Origin of the sequence: Tenacibaculum litoreum (genome assembly GCF_964513915.1) — a bacterium.
GTDB lineage: Bacteria > Bacteroidota > Bacteroidia > Flavobacteriales > Flavobacteriaceae > Polaribacter > Polaribacter litoreum.
The window spans coordinates 432,171-455,975 of the sequence record NZ_CAZEQS010000003.1; the positions used below are offsets into that span (position 1 = coordinate 432,171).

General features: G+C 30.6%; 22 protein-coding genes and 1 tRNA gene. 6 read left to right on the plus strand and 17 right to left on the minus strand.

Translation table 11 applies throughout. From position 1 onward, the window contains the following. Positions 1-85: 85 nt before the first annotated feature. The 8 genes from ACKTTR_RS08025 to ACKTTR_RS08060 all read right to left on the minus strand — a co-directional run bounded on the left by ACKTTR_RS08025 (position 86) and on the right by ACKTTR_RS08060 (position 7,017). Positions 86-1,186, minus strand: a complete 1,101-nt coding sequence (locus ACKTTR_RS08025) for a slipin family protein (protein WP_408027350.1) — start codon at positions 1,184-1,186, stop codon at positions 86-88. A 368-nt stretch (positions 1,187-1,554) separates the two neighbouring features. Continuing rightward, a tRNA-Leu gene (locus ACKTTR_RS08030) sits at positions 1,555-1,648 on the minus strand. Between the two features lie 390 nt (positions 1,649-2,038). Continuing rightward, the gene (locus ACKTTR_RS08035; RefSeq protein ID WP_408027351.1) at positions 2,039-2,554 is read right to left on the minus strand and encodes a tetratricopeptide repeat protein; all 516 of its coding nucleotides are present in this window, start codon (positions 2,552-2,554) and stop codon (positions 2,039-2,041) included. A gap of 1 nt (position 2,555) precedes the next feature. Continuing rightward, positions 2,556-3,248, minus strand: coding sequence for a peptide chain release factor H (gene prfH / locus ACKTTR_RS08040; RefSeq protein WP_408027352.1), 693 nt, complete (start codon positions 3,246-3,248; stop codon positions 2,556-2,558). 99 nt (positions 3,249-3,347) lie between these two features. Next, positions 3,348-4,739 (minus strand): RtcB family protein, encoded by a 1,392-nt coding sequence (locus ACKTTR_RS08045; protein WP_408027353.1) that lies wholly within the window; start codon positions 4,737-4,739, stop codon positions 3,348-3,350. A 706-nt stretch (positions 4,740-5,445) separates the two neighbouring features. Then, positions 5,446-5,742, minus strand: coding sequence for a S26 family signal peptidase (locus ACKTTR_RS08050; RefSeq protein ID WP_208857159.1), 297 nt, complete (start codon positions 5,740-5,742; stop codon positions 5,446-5,448). 130 nt (positions 5,743-5,872) lie between these two features. Beyond that, positions 5,873-6,535 carry a hypothetical protein gene (locus tag ACKTTR_RS08055; protein WP_408027354.1) on the minus strand — a complete coding sequence of 221 codons (663 nt, stop codon included), beginning with the start codon at positions 6,533-6,535 and terminating at the stop codon, positions 5,873-5,875. 26 nt (positions 6,536-6,561) lie between these two features. Further along, positions 6,562-7,017 (minus strand): phosphatase domain-containing protein, encoded by a 456-nt coding sequence (locus ACKTTR_RS08060; RefSeq protein ID WP_408027355.1) that lies wholly within the window; start codon positions 7,015-7,017, stop codon positions 6,562-6,564. A gap of 150 nt (positions 7,018-7,167) precedes the next feature. Here ACKTTR_RS08060 and ACKTTR_RS08065 point away from each other — a divergent pair, with 150 nt between their 5' ends. Continuing rightward, a complete protein-coding gene (locus ACKTTR_RS08065) occupies positions 7,168-8,175 on the plus strand; it encodes a helix-turn-helix transcriptional regulator (RefSeq protein ID WP_408027356.1) in 1,008 nt (335 codons plus the stop codon). A gap of 67 nt (positions 8,176-8,242) precedes the next feature. Here ACKTTR_RS08065 and ACKTTR_RS08070 read toward each other — a convergent pair whose 3' ends face one another. Further along, a complete protein-coding gene (locus ACKTTR_RS08070; protein WP_408027357.1) occupies positions 8,243-8,398 on the minus strand; it encodes a hypothetical protein in 156 nt (51 codons plus the stop codon). A gap of 314 nt (positions 8,399-8,712) precedes the next feature. Between ACKTTR_RS08070 and ACKTTR_RS08075 the strand changes: the two genes are divergently transcribed. Beyond that, positions 8,713-9,453, plus strand: a complete 741-nt coding sequence (locus ACKTTR_RS08075) for a slipin family protein (RefSeq protein ID WP_408027358.1) — start codon at positions 8,713-8,715, stop codon at positions 9,451-9,453. 64 nt (positions 9,454-9,517) lie between these two features. On the opposite strand, the gene ACKTTR_RS08080 is transcribed toward ACKTTR_RS08075, so the two are convergent. The 4 genes from ACKTTR_RS08080 to ACKTTR_RS08095 form a co-directional block, all read right to left on the minus strand. Continuing rightward, a complete protein-coding gene (locus ACKTTR_RS08080; RefSeq protein ID WP_133536296.1) occupies positions 9,518-9,907 on the minus strand; it encodes a RidA family protein in 390 nt (129 codons plus the stop codon). A 25-nt stretch (positions 9,908-9,932) separates the two neighbouring features. Further along, a complete protein-coding gene (locus ACKTTR_RS08085) occupies positions 9,933-10,670 on the minus strand; it encodes a hypothetical protein (protein WP_408027359.1) in 738 nt (245 codons plus the stop codon). After that, positions 10,657-11,157, minus strand: a complete 501-nt coding sequence (locus ACKTTR_RS08090; protein WP_408027360.1) for a MarR family winged helix-turn-helix transcriptional regulator — start codon at positions 11,155-11,157, stop codon at positions 10,657-10,659. Before ACKTTR_RS08090 ends, ACKTTR_RS08085 begins: the two co-directional genes overlap by 14 nt. Before the next feature lie 167 nt (positions 11,158-11,324). After that, positions 11,325-12,572, minus strand: coding sequence for an alpha/beta hydrolase-fold protein (locus ACKTTR_RS08095; protein ID WP_408027361.1), 1,248 nt, complete (start codon positions 12,570-12,572; stop codon positions 11,325-11,327). Between the two features lie 211 nt (positions 12,573-12,783). Here ACKTTR_RS08095 and ACKTTR_RS08100 point away from each other — a divergent pair, with 211 nt between their 5' ends. Both ACKTTR_RS08100 and ACKTTR_RS08105 read left to right on the plus strand, forming a co-directional pair. Further along, on the plus strand, positions 12,784-13,812 hold the full coding sequence (locus tag ACKTTR_RS08100; RefSeq protein WP_408027362.1) for a sensor histidine kinase: 1,029 nt from the start codon (positions 12,784-12,786) through the stop codon (positions 13,810-13,812). Between the two features lie 2 nt (positions 13,813-13,814). Then, the gene (locus tag ACKTTR_RS08105) at positions 13,815-14,513 is read left to right on the plus strand and encodes a LytR/AlgR family response regulator transcription factor (RefSeq protein ID WP_408027363.1); all 699 of its coding nucleotides are present in this window, start codon (positions 13,815-13,817) and stop codon (positions 14,511-14,513) included. Here ACKTTR_RS08105 and ACKTTR_RS08110 read toward each other — a convergent pair. The 4 genes from ACKTTR_RS08110 to ACKTTR_RS08125 all read right to left on the minus strand — a co-directional run bounded on the left by ACKTTR_RS08110 (position 14,510) and on the right by ACKTTR_RS08125 (position 21,953). Next, a complete protein-coding gene (locus tag ACKTTR_RS08110; RefSeq protein WP_408027364.1) occupies positions 14,510-15,070 on the minus strand; it encodes a GIY-YIG nuclease family protein in 561 nt (186 codons plus the stop codon). The two genes, ACKTTR_RS08105 and ACKTTR_RS08110, sit on opposite strands and share 4 nt — an antisense overlap. A gap of 63 nt (positions 15,071-15,133) precedes the next feature. After that, positions 15,134-17,536 (minus strand): hypothetical protein, encoded by a 2,403-nt coding sequence (locus ACKTTR_RS08115; protein ID WP_408027365.1) that lies wholly within the window; start codon positions 17,534-17,536, stop codon positions 15,134-15,136. 225 nt (positions 17,537-17,761) lie between these two features. Then, positions 17,762-21,067, minus strand: coding sequence for a M1 family aminopeptidase (locus ACKTTR_RS08120; RefSeq protein ID WP_408027366.1), 3,306 nt, complete (start codon positions 21,065-21,067; stop codon positions 17,762-17,764). Positions 21,068-21,080: 13 nt separating this feature from the next. Then, entirely contained in the window at positions 21,081-21,953 is an 873-nt protein-coding gene (locus ACKTTR_RS08125) for an ABC transporter ATP-binding protein (protein WP_408027367.1), read from the minus strand. Positions 21,954-22,161: 208 nt separating this feature from the next. On the opposite strand from ACKTTR_RS08125, the gene ACKTTR_RS08130 reads away from it, so the two are divergent. After that, positions 22,162-22,956, plus strand: a complete 795-nt coding sequence (locus tag ACKTTR_RS08130) for a sensor histidine kinase (RefSeq protein WP_408027368.1) — start codon at positions 22,162-22,164, stop codon at positions 22,954-22,956. Continuing rightward, entirely contained in the window at positions 22,953-23,654 is a 702-nt protein-coding gene (locus ACKTTR_RS08135) for a LytR/AlgR family response regulator transcription factor (protein ID WP_408027369.1), read from the plus strand. The genes ACKTTR_RS08130 and ACKTTR_RS08135 overlap by 4 nt, the downstream gene beginning before the upstream one ends. Positions 23,655-23,805 lie beyond the last annotated feature (151 nt).

Sequence of the window (23,805 nt, forward strand, 5' to 3'; positions counted from 1 at the left end):
AATAAAAGGTTTAATAAAAAAGCGAGAACTTAATTATATAAGTTTTCGCTTTTAAAGTTTAAATCCAGTATAATTAGCCATATTACTACTTATTGGTAACAAATATTTCCTTTAACTGTTTAATTACGTTTCCGTTTCCAGTAACTGTAATTTCTCCAATTTTATCGGCTATTTTCTCCACATACTCCATTTCTTTTAATTTAAACAACATTTCGTTGTCTTCCATTAATTTAGCAGTATTTAATAAGCTTCTCGTTGAAGCTGTTTCTTCTCTTCTAGTAATAATATTGGCTTGGGCTCTCTTTTGTGCTACCAATACCTGATTCATGATTTCTTTCATTTCTCCTGGTAAAATAACATCTCTAATTCCGCAACCTTGAATTACTACACCTAATTTTTCAGCATTCTCTTTTGTTTCTTCAAAAACTGCTGTAGAAACATCCTCTTTATTGGCTAATAATTCATCTAATGTGTAGTGTCCTACATATTTTCTCAATGCCAACTGCATGTTTACATACAATTGTTTTTCATAATCTTTATTAGCTAATAATGCTTTTTCAATATCAGTTACTTTGTATTGCGTATAAAAGTTAACTCTAACATTTGCTTTGTCTTTGGTTAATAATTCCTGACCCGCAATTTCTAATTGTAATTGCCTGGTATCTACTTTCGCTATTTTAATAGTTGTTTCATTTTTCCAAAACCTATACGTCCCTCCTACCAATGTTTTTTGATAGGTGTCATTCACTAACAACACAGCTTTTTCATAGGCAGCAACTTCAAAAGTTCTAACATATTTGTTCACTTCATAATTACTGAATAAAGAGGCATCAACTTTTTCAGTAATCTCAATCTTGCTTATATCTATTCTTTGAAAGGTTCTAGTAATAAACCCTTTCCAGAAAACATGTCTTCCAGCAGTTAAAACTCTTTTAAAGTTGTTGTTTTCGTACATAAAAACTAACTCGTTGTCTTGTACTTCAACAATCTCTAACATTTCAGCTAAAGTTGCGTCTTGTAACAATACTTCTAAAGCTACTGATGTATAAAAATCTTTTGTTAAATCGTATACTGCCACTGTTTGATTAAACCCTAACCAATGTGTACCTCCTTTGATTACTTTTATGTAATCTCCTTTTTTAAATGCTAATCCTACTTTTCCTTGATTAATTGTTATTCTTTTCATAATCTTTTTGTTTTTAATTATTTATACGTTGTTTTCTCACCATGGAGAAATTTGTTTGTTTTTGTAAAAAGTATTGAATGTTAATGCTTATAAGCCTACGGAAATAACAAGATTGCATAGCTTTTGTATTGTTGTTTACTACATGGGTTATACTAATTAATACTATAACTGACATACTAAAGTTCAATACATTGTTTATGTAATGGTTATTATTTCAAAGTACGTTTATAAGTGTTTATTTAAAAACTCATTAAACATTCAACACTTTTGGTTCATCAGTTTTACAAGTTGATGAGCTTTCCTAAATAATCTACGTTAACAGCGTAGTGCTCTACCAACTGAGCTACAAAACTTCCTTTAGAAGTTTTGACAGGACTCGAACCTGTGCAAAAAAAACAGACGTGACAGGTCTGAATTCACTAGAGCCTAAATCTAGCGCGTCTACCATTCCGCCATATCCTTTCGGATAGTGGGATTCGAACCCACACGAATTTTCTCTATTGCTTTAACCGGACTTAGCTACATAACTTTCGTTATGGCAGGATTCGAACCTGCGTACATAGAGTGCGATTATTTTTTGGTGAATAATCAAAACCTTCAAGACCAGCTGCATATACAATTCTAATACAAATACTGTAAGAATGTATACAATGGTGCTATACAGAAACACGCAACAAGACTTGCTTGATATTTTTATCTATAATATGTAAAATGAACTTTTATAACTACCTCATTATACCCTATGTTATAATGAGGCTTTTCATAGCAATTTTTATCTCACAGCAAACACCTTTTTCATAATTACACTGCAAATATTACACTGTATTACGCAGTATTTTTGCGTACTAAAAATTATTTTTGATTTTTTCTTACTTTTTTCTTCTTTTTCTTAGGAAGTTTATCCTCTATACGTTCTATATGTTCTCTTACAGTTCGCATATAGTCACTATTATACGTGTGTTTCTTAGCAAGTTTTAAAGTTTGTAATGATTTTTTATACGCTTCTTTCTGTTCATATAATTGAGCCTTGCCTATATATAAAATTGCTTTGTCGGAACCTTTTACGGTTAGTGCAAAATCGATGAATCGTTCAGCTTCTTCATAGTCTTCATTCCATAATAACACATTAATGTAATGCGGATATACGTTAAAAGCATACATGTTTTCTGCTAAAGCCTCTGTATAATACAGTTTTGCTTTTTCAAAATCACCTAAGTGTTCTGCGTAAATGCGTCCCATTAAGCACAACGCTACTACATTTTTTTCTTCATACGCCAAAGCGTATGTTAATGCCTCCATGGTTTCTTCTAATTCATAAGGAAAAGCATCTAATGCTTTAAATATGTAATTGTTTGCTAATGTTTTCATCTTATTCTAATTGTTTACGCAAATCGCTTTTTAATTGATTACGTGTTGTTTTAAATCTTTTTTTGTTGTTTTTAACTTTAAAATCAGTTGCTACAAATACTTTTACTGGATTTCCTCTTTCTAAGTCTAAATGGTTTTCCCATTCTTGTTTTATGGTGTTTTGTAATTGATTTATATTATGATTTGCTATCAAGGTTTTTAAACGTTGTACAGCTATCTTTTTATTTTGATGCTGTGAACGACTTTCTGAAACCAATACTTGAATTCCTGTTGTGCTATGTTTTGCTCGTACAGCAGAACTTACTTTGTTTACATGTTGTCCACCAGGTCCAGAACTTCTAATTGCCTGAAACTCGATGTCTTTTTCTTGTATAGTTAACTCATTATTATATTCCAATTCAAAACAACCTATAAACCAGTTTTTACGTTTGTGGTATTTTCTAAAGGTTGATTTTCCTATCCATTGAATAGTACCCAACCAATCTTTTAAAAATAAAGACAGGTTATTTCCTTTTAATTGAACACTTACTGATTGTATGGTACCATTCTCTATTCCATTTTCTTTATGAAGAATGTCATACGTTATCTTATGTTCTACTACAGCTTTTATAAATGCTTTTAGCACTTTTGCTACTACCCAGCAGCATTCCGAAGGTCCACGACCCGCAGTAAATTGTATTATTTTTATGTCCATTTTAATTTTCTATTCATATCATTAAGAGTGAAGCAAAGCAATCTGTCTATCGGTAAACAGATTGCTTCAGTTGTTACTTCCTTCTAAATGACGATTCTCTTACTTATCCATTCGTACAATTTTCGGTATAAAAGTTCCTAATACTTCAACTAATTCTTCCTGATTAGCCATTACTTTTTTGATATTTTTATACGCCATAGGTGCTTCATCTACTCCACCTCCAATGAGCGTAACTTCATTTATTTTTAACTGATGTTTAATATCACTTTTGGTAAATTTCTCTTTACACGTTCTTCTTGAATGTTTTCTTCCCGCCCCGTGCGATGCTGATTGTAAACTCTTTTGGTTTCCTAAACCTCGAACAATGTATCCTGGTGCGGTCATAGAACCTGGAATTATACCCAATGCTCCTTTATTAGCAGGTGTTGCTCCTTTTCTATGTACAATACATTCAACTCCATTTACCTGTTCTTTCCAAGCAAAATTGTGATGATTCTCAATCATTGCTAAAGGTTTTATTCCTAATAACTTTGCAATTCGTTTGTGAATATTATCATGGCATGCCTTGGCATAATCACCTGCTAAATTCATAGCTAACCAATATTCTTGTCCGTCATGCGTATCTAAATCTAACCATGCTAAATGTTGTACATTTTTAGGTAACGGACATTGTTTACTAGCTAAGTAGGTATAGTGTTTTGCTATGTTTGCTCCCAATCCACGTGATCCACTATGCGTTAACAATCCTACATATTCTCCTACAGGCACATTAAATTCATTGTGTTCATCTGTTATGGTTACCTTTCCGAACTCCACAAAGTGATTTCCACCTCCCGAGGTTCCTAATTGATTATACGCTTTTACTTTTAACCGTTTTAGTAAAGGGATATTTTGAAACTCACTACGCTCAAAAATTTCATGATTTTGTTTTTTATCATGTGTTTCATACATTCCAAACTTGGTATGTTCTTTTAGTATATTTTCTAATTGATGCTGCTTACCTTTCAAATAAGAAGTTTTCATTGGAAAAATACTCAGTGCCATTCTACAGCCAATATCTACTCCTACACCATACGGTATTACTGCATTTTCTGTAGCAAGCACGCCACCTATGGGTAAGCCGTACCCTGAATGTGCATCAGGCATTAAGGCTCCTTGCACTGCTATAGGTAATTTTAAAGCATCGTATAACTGAAACTTGGCTTGTTCATCAATTTCATTTTCTCCATAAATTGAAAACGGAGCTCTTGTATTTCGTAACTGATGCATTTTAATTTCAACAGGCTTTGTTAAGCCTTCAGCAACTTTACCCCAAATTGCATTTCCTTGATATTTTTCTGGATGAAGCAGTACATTTTTTGCTTCTTCTAAAATGCGTTCTTTCTTTTCTTTTTTTCTATATCGGTTAATTTGCCCTAAGGCAATATTTATACTATTGTTTTTTGGAAAGCCTAATTTGATTAGATCTTTTCCTTTTAGTTTATTTCCCATGTTGAGACATTATAAGGTTGGGCACCAATTTTCTAATTAGTGCTTTGTATCAATATTTTTCTCTTTGCTTCGGAAATTGAAAACTATACGGAAATGTGCAGCATAAAAAAATCCGAAACGTTATTGAGGCTTCGGATTTTTCATCTATAAATTCTTGTTATCTCTATGTATGAAGAAAATCGCGAAGCATGTGTACAAAAGAACTCGGTTCTTTTACTGTACTTATGTTTAATTGATATTTGAACATGTTACTTCGTTTTTAAAAATTATTATTTTGTTGTTTAGTATGTTTATACTTCAATTGTTCTCGGTATAAAAATTACTGGTGCAAAGATGTGAGCCTTTTTTGAATTACACAAGTTTAAATTGGTTTTATTTTACTGAAAATCAAACACTTATATTGAAACAAAGATATAAGTATCCTGTCCGAATTTCTTCAGACTAGTAACCTGTTGGTTGTAAGCTATGTAGCATTTTACATGTAACTTTCAAAGACTTGAAATTTTTTATAAAAAAAACGTCCAAATTATATAATTTGGACGCTTTTAGTGATTTTATACTACAATAACCTTATTGATAATTCCATAAAAATCGCTTTTGAGCGTCCGATATGTGTATAAATTGCATTAGCATAGGTTAAATTTCGTTTTATTAATTTATAAAATATGGGAGAACCTTCATTCTCTTTTTTTCTTTCTTAAAATGCCTACGGCATTGGTAATATCTCTACTACAATTCCATATACATTTTTAGTCCATCCGTTTATTCTTCCATGATTATTTCCTATTTGTAAACCTCTTTTATTGTTTTTTCCTTTTACAAGGTGCGTAAAACAGTTTCCACGAACTTTACAATAAACAATATCGCCAACCTTGCAATCTTCCCAGTTTATTGGTTTTAGTTTTACAGGTTGTTTAGATTTTAAAATAGGTAACATAGAGTTACCTGGCTCTTTTGAAATAATGGTTTCTCCATTATTTAATTTTTGAATTTTCCAATTCATTAGTATCATATTTTATAAATTATGTAAAACACTATTGCCTTACATATCTCATAAAATTTCTAAGCCATTTCAATGAACTGCTGCAAATATGACATTTTTAGTTGATTTCACCTATTAGATTGATTTTAAATTAAGTATTACTAGTTTGGGTTAGTCCTAAAACTTGTTTAAATAAATCGATAATCTTTCTTATTAAACCTTTGTTTTCATATGGGTTTACTTCTTTTATTATATCATTTTGTTTTAATATTTCACCATCTTTTTCTAGTGCTATTTCACAGTTTAAAAATCCATACCAATCTTCATTTTCTTTGAATGAATTAAATTTTGAAATGACTTTTTCTGAAAATAATTTTGCTCTATCTATTACCTGCTCATTTGTTAATGAATAATAATAGAAGCCTTCCCCTAAAATATTGTCATTTAACATATAAAATTCAAATAATATATCATATTGATATTCAGTTTGTGAATTTAAGCTTGATAATGAATTAATTGCACTTAAAACAACCTCGTTTTCATTAGAACTTGATAGTGTCAAACATAAAGAATACACTTCTAAACTTAATAGTTCTTTCTCAGAGCTGTTATCTTTTATAAGGTTTAATAACCTTCTTCTATAATCATTAGATTTATAATTAATATTTATAAAGTCAAATAGTAAATCTTCACTATTGAATTCGTTATTTTCTACCAGTTTGTATAAAAAGCTTTCAAAAACTTCTATGTCAATTTTATCTGCCAAAAGCTGATATGCCTTTTGTTTTAACTTTTGAGTTATTTTTCTTTCCATTATTTTTAATCAATTGTTGTTGATTCTTAAAAATCACCATAAAATACTTGTAAACAAGGGAGTTTTAATTCTTTTCTCCATAAATCAACCACTTGATTTCTATCATCTAAAACAAAATCAATAAAGTACTTATGCTCTATTTTTCTTTTAAATAGTTCTTCTTTAATAATAGCATCTTTTCTATTATCTTTTGGCTTACGCATCCATAATTTGTCATAAGCTATTTCATGTTTTTTTAACCAAGATTCTGTTTCTGGTTGGTATTTACCTTCTCTCCCTGATAAAAGAAGTATTTTGTATCCTAATTTTTGGTAATTCTTTACTAAATTAACAATAGGTACATTAGGTAAATCTTGTTCACATCTACTTCCATCAAAAGGACTTCTGTTATTTATCAAAGATAAAGTTCCGTCTAAATCACAAATAATAGCTTTTGGTAAAGCTTCATCTTGATTTCTATATTCATTTTTTAGTTTTTTCATTTTTCTGCGTTTTAAATATTTTTATGTTCATAACAATTTCCCCACAAAAACGACTTCTTTTTCTTAATCACACTGCAAATATTTTACAGTTGTGCGCAATGTTTTTGCGTAGTATAAAATATTTTATCATTTTTACTAAAAAATTATAAAATGGCTTCTAATAAAAATGCCCTAATTCGATATAAAACGATTGACCAATGCCTCCGAAATACAATGCGTACTTGGACTTTGAATGATTTAATTGATGCTTGTTCAGATGCTTTGTTTGAATACGAAGGAAAAGATATTTATGTGAGTAAGAGAACGGTTCAGTTAGATATTCAATTGATGCGTAGTGATAAATTAGGGTATAATGCTCCGATTGAAGTCTATCAACGAAAATATTACCGTTATGCTGAAGAAGGGTATTCCATTATGAATATTCCTGTAACTGAAAACGACGTAAAAGTGATGAATGATGCTATCCAAGTATTACGCCAGTTCAAAGACTTTTCTTTATTTAAGGAAATGGATGGTGTGTTACAACGTTTAGAAGATTCGGTATATTCTTCTCAAAAAAACAATAGAGCTATTATTCATTTAGATAAAAACGAACAACTAAAAGGCTTGTCTTTTATAGATCCTTTATACAATGCCATACAGGAAAAAAAGGTATTAAGGATAAATTATCAGTCTTTTAAAGCCGAAAAAGCTAGTACAATAACCCTGCACCCACAATTATTAAAAGAGTTTAATAATAGGTGGTTTTTATTAGCACTAGTAAAGGGTAAAGAAACAACCTTAGCTTTAGACCGTATAAATTCTGTAGAGGAAGTTGAAAACACAACATATATAGATAAAGCTATTAATGGTGATGTTTATTATAAAGATGTTATTGGTGTAACAGTTTCAAATACGAGACCACAACGTATTGCTTTTTGGGTAGATAGTTCAAATACTCCTTATGTTATCACGAAACCTTTTCATAAATCTCAAAGATTGATAAAATATACTGATGACGGGGCTATATTTAATATTTTAGTAATTCCTAATTATGAATTAGAGCGTTTAATTTTAGGCTTTGGTGATAGTATAGAAGTTTTAAAACCTGAGAAGCTTAGAAAAAGAATGATTCAGAAACTAGAAAACTCTCTAAACAGATATGCTATTAAAAAGTAGACATCGTTTTTATTCTTTTAACACAACAAAAAGCGGACTTTTAATCCGCTTATATTATTTAGTATTGTTAATTACCAGAAGGACACCCACCTGGTAAATGACAGCACCAATCGGTACTAGGGTCTGCACTAAATTCACATTCTCTTATACCTCCACCTCCGTTAATAGCTTTTTGTTCTGTTTTGTTAAGAGAAGTACCTAAATTTGTAATATTTTGTAACATCATATAAAGTTTTAAGTTCCTCAAATTTAAATAACTACAAATAAGAAGACGAGTTAAAAACCATAATAGATTTACGGTAAAACCATAAACTTTTAATTGTAGAGTTTATACCCCCACTTCGTTAATGCACTGATTTACAAAACATAAAAGCTATTATATTTTTATTTACCCTTGAAAATTCGTAAATTTATAAGGATCATGTTCTTACACTTGTTAAGTAAGTGTAATTTGAAATAACAAAAGTAATAACTCTACCCTCTTCGTTTTATTGACTTTTTCTTTAAGCATACCGTAACATTTATAATACTTTAGCCATGAATAGATTTACTATCCTTTTCGGCATTTTAGGTATATTCTTACTTGCTGGAATCCGTATAATTTTTGAGTATAAGCGAGCTATTAAGTTTAGGTTTGGTAAATATGTTAAAACTTTAAACCCTGGGTTTAGATGGATTATTCCATTTATTGAAACCATACAAATTGTTGATGTTCGGGTGATTACTTTTAATATAGACTCTCAGGAAGTGATGACTGAAGATAATGTGCCTTGTAGTATTGATGGCGTTGTTTTCTTTAAAATTTATGACCCTGAACGCGCCGTTTTAGAGGTAGAAGAATACAAGTTTGCAATTACACAATTAGCACAGGCAGCACTTAGGGATGTTTGCGGTAAAGTTGAATTGGATACCATACTCTCTAAACGAGAAGAAATGGGAAAAAACATCAAGGAAATTGTTGAATTGGAAACCAAAGAATGGGGAATTGAAATAAATGATGTTAAAATAAAAGACATCCAATTACCTGAAAATATGCGTCGTATGATGGCTAATCAGGCAGAAGCAGAACGTTCTAGAAGAGCCCGCATTATTCTTGCTTTGGCAGAAGAACAGGCTGCTGCAAAACTTTTGGAGGCTGGTAAACTTATAGATCAATCACCTTCGGCTATTAAACTACGTTTATACCAAACACTATCAAATATAGCAGCAGAGAAAAACTCAACAATCCTATTCCCTTTTCCTGAAGAAATGTTACCGAATCAAGAAAAAAAATCTTAAAAGATATAGTTGTTGCAACAATTAGAGCAGTGTAATAGCACACCACTATGTTTTAAGTGAGGTTTTATGAAGATACAATAGCGTCTACCTCTATTTCTATTAACCAATCTGGATTTATAAAACGAGATACCTGCATAATGGTATCAACAGGTTTAATAGTTTTAAAATAAGATGCTTTTACTTCGGCTGCACTTTTCCAATCATCGATATTCGTTAACAATAATCGAGTTCTAACCACATCCTCTAAACTTGAACCAGCTTTTTCTAACGCCTTTTTAATAATTTCTAAGCATTGTTGGGTTTGTAATGAAATATCTCCAACTCCAACTGTGTTTCCGTTTTCATCTATAGGAGCTGTTCCTCCAATTGTTATATATGGTCCTACACGTACAGCGCGACTAAAACCGATAATGTCTTCATATGGACTTCCACTTGATATTAACTTTCTTTTCATCATGATTTTTTTTTATTGAATAATACTAATCGTTTTTCATTCTATGCATTTGTTCGTTAGCTTTCTTGAAAATATTACGTATAACTTCTCCATTTGAAGGCTCTTCTTTAAGTGTTTCTGGATCCCACTGACTGCGTTCAGTAGCAAAGAAATCTCCACCATAAATATGAAGTCCTCCTGTAAATTTTTGCAACGGATTTGTTACTGAATGAATTGCATTTGTAGCTAGCGTAGCCACATCACCTGCAAATAAACATCTTACATCATCAGCTTCTAACTCATTCTCACTTCGTTTCCAAATTATATTGTCTTCTCTTCCTGTATAGATACCTATGTTTGCCCACATAAGATGGTTATGTGGCATGAGATTCATTTGAGGTGTCCAAGATGCAGCGAAAATAGTTAGTTCTTTAGATCGAAGGAATACCTTTAACCCAGCTTCAGTTGGATTTCCTATCGCTTTTAACATTGCTGACGGATTTGACACCCCTCTTGCCAATACCTCTTTAACAGCCTCCTGAGGATTAGATTCTTTGTTTGCCGCTATACAATCTTCAATAAACTTTTGCATATCTACTAACTCTCTTTCTGTTATGGGAATAATCTGCTCTCCATGATCTAACGCCTCTACTGAAACTTCTGTCATAGCCGAAGACATAAAGGAAGGAAGCGTAACAAGTGTTAACCCCAACCCTAAAGTTTTAATCATACCCCTTCTAGATAGTTCAGCATCATTTTGTTTTGGTTTGCTATGTGTTTTCATTTTTAGATTTTTGATATTCATTATAAAAACGCTCATTAAAAGAACAAGCTTTTAACGAAGCTTCAATTTCATCAAGATGTTTAATTATTGAGAGGTCTTCTTTAAGCATTTTATAAATAGCATTTTCACAACTGTCCCATATTTGTTTTAATTCAGGAAATAGGTTAAGAGATTTTTGAGTTAGTTTTATGTTTTGTTTTCTTTTATCAATAGTGTCTTTCTCAGAAACGATATAACCTTTGCTTGTCATCTTTTTAAGCATAACCACCATTGATGGATGTGTATAACCTAGCTGTTGAGCAATTTCTGCCATGGTAAGCATGCCCTCCTCTTTTAATAATTTAAATACTAAATGCCAACTCGGTTCAATATCTATATCTATTTGTTTAAAAAATTTTCTCGTATCATGTGTCATTTTATCACTAATACGTTTAAGTCTATTATCTAACGCTTTATATCCAAGCTCTTTAATAAAATCTCTTTCCATTTTTTACAATTAGTATTGTAAAGATACTAAAAAACAGTTAGTTAACTACATAGTTATTTAATTATTAAAATGCGGTATTTCACAAACTTAACTGTTCTCGGTAATTTTAGTTTTACTCAGTACTGTTCATCAAATAAACATGTTCCTTTGAGAAAAACATTTGCTACCTATTCGTTTAATTCTGTGACCTTCTTTGAAAACCAATGGTAGTTTTTTACTGTAAACTTATTTGCTAATTCTATAGCTTTTTTCAAATATCGTTTTGTCATATTTGTATCATTACTTTTTTGGTATGCTTCAGCCAAAATCAAATGTAAACTTGCTGAGTTAGGATAATATTCAATTGCTTGTGTTAATAAGGTGATCGCTGTTGTTAGGTTTTCAGAACTACCCCAACGCAGTAAAGCACGTGTTTGACTTTCTATTTTAGATTCTGGAGGAAATATATCAAAACCGTAATGTGCAGAAAGACGGTCGAAGTGTTTTTTGATATCTATGGGAGTATTACCTCTATCTGCATGGTAAATATTCTGTCTGTTCCATATGTCCTCTGAATATATATGCTTAAAAGCATTTTTTATTCCTTTAACAGCCATTTCATAATGTCCGTCACCTTCTATAATATCAAACTTAAAGCGAATATTTTCATTCTTCGCAGCTGTTAGTTGCGCCTCATACTCCGAAAATTGCATTCCCCATTTCTGATTGAAATCAACATCTTTACTTCCCATTCCTAAATAAACTGTCGCTTTAGGGTGCGATTTATCTTTCATCGCCTCCATCAGCTTTTCTCCTTTCGATTGGCTTTTGCTATAATTAAAATATAAATCAGCTGCTAAAAATATATACGAATCGAAAATATTGGGTTGATTATAAAAAGCTTCATGTAAAGGACCGTTTGACGGTGATAAGCCTATAATAGTTTTGTGATTTGCTACTCGGTAATTCTTTTTTACATAAGGTATCACAACATATTGTAAAAAATGAAGATAATCAGATGCTTTGTTTTCATAAAACCCGCTACCTCTATTGGCTCCTGAAGTCATTTGAAAGCGATTGTTTAAATTCCCATTATTGGTAAGCCCCACAATAATACTCTTGGGCATAAAATCTGTCTCCGCTAATAGGTTGTTAATTGAACGGGTCAATTCAAACATTGCTACATGATCAGCATCCATCACAAAAATTACTGGGTAATCCTGTATTTCTTGATCGTAATTTTCAGGCAGAGAAATCAAAAGTTCTCTCTCCTCTCCTAGCCGTTTGCTATACAATTTTACCTTACTAGCAAGTATTATTGAGTTGTTATTCTCAACATGTGGTTTTTGGATTGTTAATCGTTCTTTTTGCTGTGCGTTGCTACAAGAAAAGCAGCACAATACAGTTACTAATACTAGCGATTTAATAAAGTTCATGGTATTATTTTCGTTTGAATTATATCACGAATTAAGCCTCAAAACAGCTTGTTATTTAAGGAAATAGAAGAACTAGAGCTATTGGTCTCTATATAGTCTTAATTCATCAGTGTTTTTATTTATATACCGTTTACAGCTATTTATATACTGGTATTGCTTGTTTAGAGATTAACTACTACTTGTAAATTTTAATTTCCTATTTTTAAAACCTATGAAATTATATAAAATCTATACTCAAAGTAGAATACTGCAACATTTCACCTTCTGGATAACATTATTCGCTATTTATATTCTTTCTTATAGTGGTAACAGTGAGTACTTTATATACTATGCTAAAAATAATGGGCTCAAATTCCCTTTTTATATAGCAGCTGCCTATACGCTTAACTATTGGCAAGTTCCTCGGTTTTTAAGTACAAAAAAATACGCTTTGTTTATCTTAACGTTTATACTCACTTCCTTTACACTTGTATTTTTATTCAAATTAATTTTGAATATCTTACATGGGTATGAAATGCATACTTTCAACTTATTAAGCTATCTCTCTAAAACCTTAATGTTTTATACCCCTGCCCTATTAATTTACGGATATCAAACACATCAAAAACAGCAACAAGAAAAAGATCGCTTGTTGTTATTACGCCAAGAGAAATTAGACACCGAATTAAAATATTTAAAAGCGCAATTAAATCCACATTTCTTATTTAATACGCTTAATAATCTTTACTCATTTGTTATTACTAATTCACCCAAAGCTGGTGATATGATTTTACAACTTTCTGAAATTTTAGATTACGTACTCTATAAAAGTCAGGCTAGTTTTATTGATATCAATGAAGAGATAAAATGTATTGAAAACTATATTAGCCTTGAAAAAATACGCTATGGAGAGCGTCTACACGTTGAATTACACAAACCCGAAACTATTGTTAATAAGCAAATAGCTCCTTTGTTGCTACTTTCTATTGTTGAAAACGCTTTTAAACATGGAGCCAGTGGTAATTTAACCAATCCAACAATTAAAATAGTGATACATACCAATCAAGACGTTATTTATTTTGATGTCTGGAATACTAAAAACAGCAATTTACAAGGAACTATAAACGATTCTTATAAAGAAGGAATTGGATTGAGCAATATTAAGCGACAACTCAACTTGTTATATCCAAATAAGCACGTATTAACAATTGAAAATACCACTAACGATTTCAACCTAAAACTTCAACTAAAAACAATATAACTATGGCTATAAGATGTTTATTAATAGATGACGAACCACCTGCTATTGAGTTGTTAAAAAAGCATATAAGAACGCTACCTGATGTTGAAATTGTAGGGACTTGTTATAGTGCTATAGAAGCTTCTAGCATACTAGCAACTCAAAAAGTTGATTTGATTTTTTTAGACATTCAAATGCCTGTACTTACAGGTTTAGAGTTTTTAAAAACTAAAAAGGATCTTCCTAAAGTTATCCTTACCACGGCATATAGAGAATATGCGGTAGAAAGTTATGAGCACGATGTGGTTGATTATCTCTTAAAGCCTATATCCTTTACTCGCTTTTTTAAAGCCATAGAGAAGTATTATCAAAAATCAGATAGTATAGCTCATACGCCTCTCTCTATTGAACACAACAACACTGCGTATATACATGTAAACATTAATAAAAAAATACACAAAGTGTTGTTAGCTGATATTCTTTATATTGAAAGCTTAAAAGACTATGTTAAAATTCATACCCAAGAAAAAACACTGGTTGTAAAATCAAATATTGGAAGTATTGAACAGCAACTACCAACTTCACAGTTTATTAGGATACACAGGTCTTATATTGTAGCGATTGATAAAATAACCGCCTATACCAACCTTGATATTGAAATTGGCGCTATTGAAATTCCTATTGGGCAAACCTATAAGGAGAAAGTGAAGATGTTGTATTAAAGACCACTTCTTTTACCAAATAAAGGTTTACAGTTATCCCAATAAGCTTGCTCAATTGATTCAAAAACCATTTTATTTTCTGAAGATACTTTAATGATAATTATCTCTAAATCTATTTGTTTTGGAAACCAGTGAATTAAATGTAGAGAATAGGTTTGTTTACTAGATGATAACCCTAAATGTTGTTTGATTCTATTTTTTAACTTTTTAGACGTCCCTACGTAAAGATATTTTGAATTATGATGCTTATTATACTTTGAAAGATTAAATGTTATTCCTTTTCTTTTGGGAGTATTTTTTGAACTAAAATCTTCAAACGCTTTTTTTATTTTATCAGATGTATCTTCAGTAGCTAAATACCTGATAAGATATACATAACGGTCTTTATCATAATTGAAATTAGTTAGCAGTTGTGATTTAGCTGTGTCTTTAAACAACTCATTACTTTTAATAACATGTTTACCTTTCTCTTGTAATGCACAAGTTTTTAATTCACTTAAAACCTTTTCAAGTTTAGAAACTGCTATTTGGACAATTTTTTTTTTATTAATAATCATATAGTATTTAAGTCGTTTAAGTAATACTTATATATCAACTAAAGTTTTAAGATGCCATCATAATTATTCACTAAATGCATGTTTTTCAATTTGATAATTTTCATATAAGAGGAAATTTGCATAAGGTTTTATTAGATTAGATATAAAATCTTCCATTTCAATTTGACTTAACTTCTTATCTTCTCTTTGCATTTTTTGCATTATACTAAATAAAAATAATGAATGTAAGTATATAGATAAAAAGTATTTATCTTTTATAAATTTTAATTCTTTTTCAGATTTGATACTATTCTTCGAAATAAAATTTAATAACACATAAGAATCCATATTTATTATTATTCCTTCAACAATCATCTCGTTATTTTCCTCACCTCGGATCACTTTAACAATATCATATCCATTCCAATTAAGATCTTCATGAGACCAAGCCAAACAACTCTCATCTATTGGATCCTTATAAGCTTTTTTTGGTGTTGGAAGATTTGGAAAAGTTTCTGTTGGTGTTTTTTCTTTTGTCTTTGGTTTACTAATTTTTTCATCAACTTTAACATTAAAAACACATTGAAAATCTCTTCCTGGAGCACTTAATTTTGCTTTTATTTCTACTTCATCTCCTACTTGAGCTTGTTCATTTGGTTTTATTAATAACTTGATTGTTCCATCAGTAGGTCCTTCTTTGTTTACCGTTAAAATATCCGTAACATCATTTGGGAAAAGATTTAATACTGGATTTACTGGTTTATCTGTTTTCTTTCTCTTTTGTAAAACTTGAATTTCGAAATGCCCTTTCTCTACAGGTCTAAATAAATAATCATCTTGTACATCAGTTTCAATAGTAATTCTACCATTAGAATTTAGAGGTATTGTTTTATATACTTTTCCGTTCTTTTGTTCTTTCAAATTAAGATTGAAAATAGAAGGAAACCTATTAAGTTTCTTTTGTGCAACCTTTTTAGACCTATGATTACCATTAGTTTTTTTACCATTCAACTTTAAAAAATCTAAAGACCCGTTTCTTTTTAATAAATTAACAACATCCTTATCAACAGGTAAATTAGATAAAAAATTTTCTAATAAATCTTTATCTGTTTTACTTTCTCTTAAAAGAGAATCTTTTCTATCATTATTTATTCTTTTTAATTCTGTACTAGATCTCAATAGGGACACAATCTCATTTTTTAATAATTCTGTTTTAAGCCCTTCTCGTAGATGTGTTCTGTTGGACATAAAAAGATCTTGTCTAACTTCAGTTGGAATATTAGTACAATCAACATGAATTAAAGTATGCTTTTTAATTAATTGAAACCCTAAATCTTGTGATATAAATGACTGACCATAAAAACCATGAACTTGACCATTTTGTGTATAAACAATAGATTTATTTTTTATAAATTCTCTGTGATCAACATTAGAGGTGAAAATTATTACATCTATTGGAATAATAAAATCACCTAGATTTGATTTCAAATCAAACCGAATATTCCTTTCAACATTATCTTTTGCATTATTGATTATTCTAGTCCTATTTCCAACAACCACTTTATTTACACCTTTCCTTTTATAATGCTCTCTTTTTTCATATACTGCAATAGGTATAGGTAGATGATACAAATACTGATTTAAATCTCGGTATAAATCTGTAGATATATCACCTCTAGACCCTGTAGGAAGCTGATAAGAATATAACTTGACTATAGATCCATATTCAAAATTTCTATTTAATAAACCTAAATCTATAGTTTCAATTTCAAATGAAGCTATCTTATTGTCTGGGCAAAAATATTCATACCAAGTTGTAGTTACGTTATTATCATTGTCAAATGAATCTAAGGGATGTCTCCTAACAATAGTAAAACCGAATTCAGGATTTTTATTTCCATTAATAACCTTATTTCTTTTAGAGGCTATTAATTGATGTTTTTTTTCTCCACAAAAAACTACTGCTCCAGTAGACCCCATATTATACTTACCCTGTACAAAATGAATGTTCGCTTTATTTCCTTTGTGTAACGAAAGAAAAGTATTATGAAACTCACTGGGTATCTGACCTTCTCCTGAATCATAAATAGTAATACAAGGCTGTCTTTTACCTCCTGTTGCAATTATTTGAATATTTTCAGCTAATTCTCTTCTTTTAATATTTCCTAATTCACTAATCTCCCCATTTGGTACACCATAAAACTTTTCTACAGCCTCATTCATAGTTTTAGGAGCATCTTTAGATTTAGGATCTATTTTTAAACTTCTACACTCTTTAATTAAAGTTGCATCTATAGAATTAGTAATTTTTTCGACTAAAGCTGGAATAGCATTATTTTGCTGAGCTTCAAAAGTTCCAAAATTTCCTTCAATTCCCCCATAAGGTCTCCAATTTTTTCTATCCTTAAAAATTGGTTCACTTTCAATAATTTTAGCCAGCTCTTCTTCAGAATTAGCATTGTAGATCTTCCAAAATAGATTTTCCATATTATTACCTTTTCTTTTTCTAATACTCTTTAGAAATTATTACTCCTTAATTCAAAGAGGAAAGTTTAAATATAATAAAAATCACCAAGTGTTACATTACGGATACCCGTAGTTTTCAGTGAATTATGTGTGTTTTTTGCTACTAACCAACTTTATCTCATAAAAAATGTTCCATTAAAATTGTAAAACATTAATGGAACATGTTTAAAAAATAGCCAGCTAATACTATTGTTCTTCTGCTATCAATTCTTTTTTCATTAAAACGATTTCTTTGCTGTTTACTGTTTCAAATAAATCATAAAGAAGGTATTGCAACGAACTAGGAGTTACTTCTTTTAAATAGTGTAATAAATCCTTCGTTGTAGCATATTTGTTTGTAGTTGCTTTTATTTTTCCGTTGTAGGTATTCCAATCTTCAATAAATCGTTGTAATGCCAAATTCACCTTACCCTCTCCAATCTTATCTTGTAGAATGTACATAGCTAAAGCACCTTTGTTGTAATAAACATAGTCTTGATTTCCTACCAATGCTAAAGAAGGTTCTTGAATTTTAGTTTTCTTTCGTTCTCTATTATAGGTTTCTTCTTGGTATGCTAAAAACTGTGTTACTTTTTCTTTCGGATAATTATTTTTTAACACCATTAAGGCTCCGTATTGTGCTAAGGTTTCTAAAATCATGTGTTTTCCTTGTACATTAGCAGCTTCTACCTGCATTCCCCACCATTGATGCGCCACTTCGTGTGCCGTTACATAAAAAGCCATATCTACGTCTTTCTCATCATCAATATCCAACACAAAACCAATCGCTTCAGAAAACGGAATCGTACCCGGAAAAGACTGTGCAAACTCTGCATACCTAGGAAATTCCATAATACGTAGTTGTTTATACTGATACGGACTGAAATGAGTACTAAAATAATCGAGTGATTTTTTCATAGAAAGCATCATTCTATCTAGATTGTAATTGTGTTTTTTGTGGTAATAAATTTCTAAATCTACCGCATTGTCTTTATACAGCCATTTATCTTTTACAGTAGTATATTTAGCGGAAACAACGCTATAAAAATTAATCATCGGCTGGTTCATTTTATAATGAAAATAGTTGCGTTCTCCTTCTTTCCATTGCTTGATTAAATTTCCAGGAACCACCGCTGTTTGATCTGAAGCTGTCCCAATAATCATTTCGAAGTGTATTCCGTCAGAATCACTTCCTGACCGTGCGTTTACAAGTTCATGAGTATCTTCCCTCCTAACCTTATTCAATCTTGGTTTTAGCTGAAATTTAGCTCGTTCGTCTGTATCTCGAAGCTCATACTTTCTATTGTAACCTATTGTAGGAAATTCCTCATTGTTAAAAAACGTTCCATTGTTCACGATATGAGTTTTTATGCTTTCATCGGTAAACCCTTTTGGTGTATAGGTTTGTTTAAAACTCATCTTTATAGAGTCGTTAGGTTGTAATCCTTCTGATAAAGTATAAACGGTATATTCAAATGGTTTGTACGGTGTACTTTTTGCCGTAGCACCATCAAAGGTCACGGAATCTAATTGTACATGTGATGCTATTAATTTTTGAATATGAATTTCATTGATAGGTTTATCAAACGTATTTTTCAGCATATAATAACCTTCAACACTGTAAGCTCTTGTTTTAGGATATAGTTCTACTTTTAAGTTTACTGTAGTAATTTTTGGTTGCGGAAGGTATTCAAAAGATTTTAACGTCTTTTCGTAGTTAACTCTAAAGGCTATTTGTTCAGAATTGGTCCAATAATCATTAAGAACATTGGTATTGTAAAATATATAGCTTCCTATACCTATGAAAAGCATTCCTGCAACAATTAAATATTGTTTCAATGGCTTTGTTATACGGTATTTTAAAGCTTTAAAGCGTGTTATAATACGAGTTTCTGTTCCTCTTGTTATTAATAATGCACTAATGATTAATAGCATGATACCAAACACGAACCAATAGGCTTTAATCCATAAATAAGGTTGTAAAAAATGACCATAACCATTCATTTCTGAATACGTACCTAGAGTCTTACCACCAAATTTGTATAAACTGTGTTGAAACCCTAGGTGTTCTGAAGCAATATTCGCAATGAAAAACAGTAGGACTAAAAAGATACCCACAAATTTATGATTACTAATTGCTTGGAAGAAAAAGGCTACAAAGGTGTATAGTATTAAGAAAGGTAGAATTTCTACAAAGAATCCGTAAAAATAAATAGCTAACTCAAACTGATAGTATCCATTAGCCACCTGAAACAAGATTCCTGTAGCAATCAAACTCAACATCAATACCATGTAAATAACAATAAGAGCAATAAATTTACTGGTAAAAGCAACCACATCTGAAATGGAGGTAGCATCGTATATCAAATTCAGTTTAACAGTGCGTTCTTTCCAAATAAGTTCTCCTGAATAAAATATAAGAATGATGATAAAAAAATACATCGACATTTCTTGTAATTCTTCTACTATAAAGTAGGTTGCTGGATAACTATCTACATCGTAAACAGTTCCTAAATTCACAGAATTAATTAAAATGATGATGATTCCACAAATAGCAATTGCCCAAAATGATGTTTCTTTCAATAATGATTTTACATAAAATTGAGAAAGCTTTAGCAGCTGTATACACTGAGTTTTAAAACTATGATTGATGTTTGTATTAGGAATTGAGTAGTTTGTTTTTGCAGAGCTTTTTGACTTTTTCTCTAACTCTACTCTTTTTCGTTTTGGCACTTTAGTTAATAAATTAAACGAAAATTTACGGTAACCAATTAGTAAGATAACTGCACCTAACAAGCTCCAAAACAATTTATTATACAATACCACCCCACTAAATGATATTTCAAATGCATTGCGTTCTACGGCCGATAAATCCTTTGCTACCTGTGTTAAGGTAGTTAACGAAAAAGGATCTAAAATAGCTTGTAAAAATTCATTTGTTACCGCTTTAGTTAGTAAGAAGACAACAAATAAAATGATTCCTTGTGTGTAAACAACTAACAATTTTCTACTCAACATTCCAGATACAAAAAATAAGCTAGCTCCAAAAAACAGTATGGGAAAGACTATAATTGTAAACGATCGTATATAGGTAACTGCATTAAAGGGTAACATGTCTTTATGCCAAGGCATATGCTCACCTACCATCATACCAAATAAAACTCCACTAAAAATGATAAACAATACAGTAAAGGAGCCTAAAAATCGTCCTAATAAGTAATCTCGTTTTTTAATGGGATTTGTAAACAGCAAAGCTTCTATATTATACTGATAATCGCGAAGTACAGGAACTCCCATAATCATAGATGCCATAATCATAAAAATCCCTGTAATTGCTCCCATGGTTTTAGCAATGATTAATGGACTATTTTTCTTCATCAATCCAATTTCTACTCCTTGAAAAACAAAATCGACACCAACGATTGAAAACAAAAAGAGAAATACAAAAAACACATACGTTTCTGGGCGTTTAGCTCTATATTTTAGTTCAAATTTGAATATTTCGTACCACATAATTTTAGCTGTATTAATAGTTGTTAATTTGTGAGAAATACACATCTTCTAATCCGGCAGACATTGGTGTGAACCCATTCTTTGGATCAGATTCACTTACAATATTTATAATTGGTTTTCCTAGGAATAACTTTTCATTAATAACCCTATACTCTTGTTTATACTGCTGTAATTCTTGTTTTTTAATTGTTTTTTGGTATACTTTTCCTTCTAAGTTTTCTATTAGTTTTAAAGGACTTCCTTTTAATACCACTTGTCCCTGATTGATGATGGCCATATTGGTACACAATTCTTTAACATCCTCTACAATATGTGTTGATAAAATGACAATCGTATTTTCACCAACTTCACTTAACAAGTTGTAAAACCTATTACGTTCAGCAGGATCTAATCCCGCAGTAGGCTCATCAACTATAAGTAATTTAGGACTATTAAGTAATGCCTGTGCAATACCAAAACGTTGCTTCATTCCTCCCGAATAACCATCTAAATTTCGTTTTCTTGCCTCATATAAGTTTGTTTTGTGTAATAATGCTTTTACCAGTTCATCTCGCTCCTTTTTATTGGTTATTCCTTTTAATACTGCCAAATGATTTAATAACGCTTCAGCAGATACTTTTGGATATACACCAAACTGTTGTGGTAAATAACCGAGTACTCTTCTCACTGCATTCTTATTGTTTGTAACATTTAGATCATCAAGTAATACAGATCCTTCATCAGCATCTTGTAAAGTGGCAATGGTTCGCATTAACGTTGATTTTCCTGCTCCGTTAGGACCTAGTAAACCAAACATTCCTTTAGGAATTTCTAACGATACATTTTGTAGTGCTTTTACACCATTTGCATAGGTTTTACTTAAATTTTTAATGGTTAAACTGTTCATTTTTTAATTGTTTAATTGATATTGAACAAACCTAGCCTTACCCTTTCTACTATTAAAAGTTATGTGATGAACCTACAGTGCTATGTGATACAAATGGTACTATAGACTATAAAAGTATTTTATCACAGTTAACCACATTTTTATCCCCACAAAAGAGATGTTTGTCAACTAATTTGTGAGGCGTATTTTATTTGACTAATATTGACTTATGAATTTTAGAATTACGGATAGAAAGAAGGCTATTATAAAGCGTGTTTATAGAATATCTCTTGTCTTAATAGGTGTTATCGTTGTTGTTTTTAATGACACTTTTGGTAAGCTAGAAGGCTTTGTAGAATTTATAACGCTCTATTTTTTAGTGTTATTCTTTACTTTCTTTTATTGGTTATTTAAACAAATAAAATCGATTATTCGTTTAAAAAATGAAAAAACGAAAACTGAGTTGATGCATCTAAAAAGTCAGGTCAATCCTCATTTCTTTTTTAATACACTTAACAACCTTTATGGTCTGGTAGGTAAAGATGCTAAAAAAGCGCAAGAGCTTATTTTAAAGCTTTCCGATATGATGCGTTACAGTGTTTATGATGGTGAAAAAGACACGGTTTTACTTTCTGAAGAAGTAACCTATCTACAAAATTATATCGAACTTCATAAAATGCGTTATCATAAGGCTATTGATATACAATTCAATATTGATATAACAGATAACGATTATAAAGTAATGCCCTTGCTTTTTATTATTCTTTTAGAAAATGCTTTTAAGCATGGCGTAGAAAACTTAAGAAAGAATGCTTATGTGCATTTAAATTTAACAGCTCACCAAAATGCGATAAATTTTGAAATTGAGAATAATTTTGACGCTACAGAAGAAAGTCAAGAAGAAGGCATTGGTTTGCAAAACTTAAAACGAAGATTGGAGTTAGTGTACCCTAAAAATCATACATTAACGACTTCTAAAACTGATGATGTTTATTTAGCTAAACTAAATATTACAAACCTATGATTAAGTACATTATTGTAGACGATGAGCATATTGCCCACGATATTATTAAAGGCTATTGCGATTTATTACCAACTATGGAATTTAAAAAGCATTGTTATGATGCTATTGAAGCTTTAGAGTATTTAAACAAACATCAAGTAGATTTAATTTTCCTTGACCTAAATATGCCTAAACTAAAAGGTTTTGAGTTTTTAAAAACATTAACTTCTCCTCCTAAGGTAATAGTTACTACAGCCTACAAGGAATTTGCCCTTGAAGGTTACGAGCTTAATATAGTTGATTATCTACTTAAACCCTTTGGTTTTGAACGTTTTTTAAAAGCTGTAAATAAAGTAATTGGTACTCCACAAAATACTCAAATACAAAACGTCCAAAAAAATAATACTGAAACCCCCAGTAGTATTTTTCTTCGTAGCAATAAAAAGTATATTCAAGTTACACTTAATACCATTCAATATATAGAAGCTGCCGGAAACTACACAAAAATAGTTACCACTAATAATACGGTTACTATAAGAGAAAAGATATCCGATGTATTACAATCTCTACCAGAAAGTGATTTTTTACAAGTACATAAATCATTTGCTGTAACCAAAAGGTATATTAATAGTATAGAAGGTAATAGAATTTTGATAGGAGATCATGTTATTCCTATTGGAAAAATGTACAAAATGAATATCTATAAATTACTGAGTTAAATTTCATCCCTTTTCACCTACCTTATACTCTAGCTCTTCGTTTATTACAAGACAGATAAGTATCATAATCGCTTAACAAAATTTTAACGACTATAAAAATAGTTTTATTACTACAACTATAGTTGTAGTAATAAAATAATGCTATATTTGC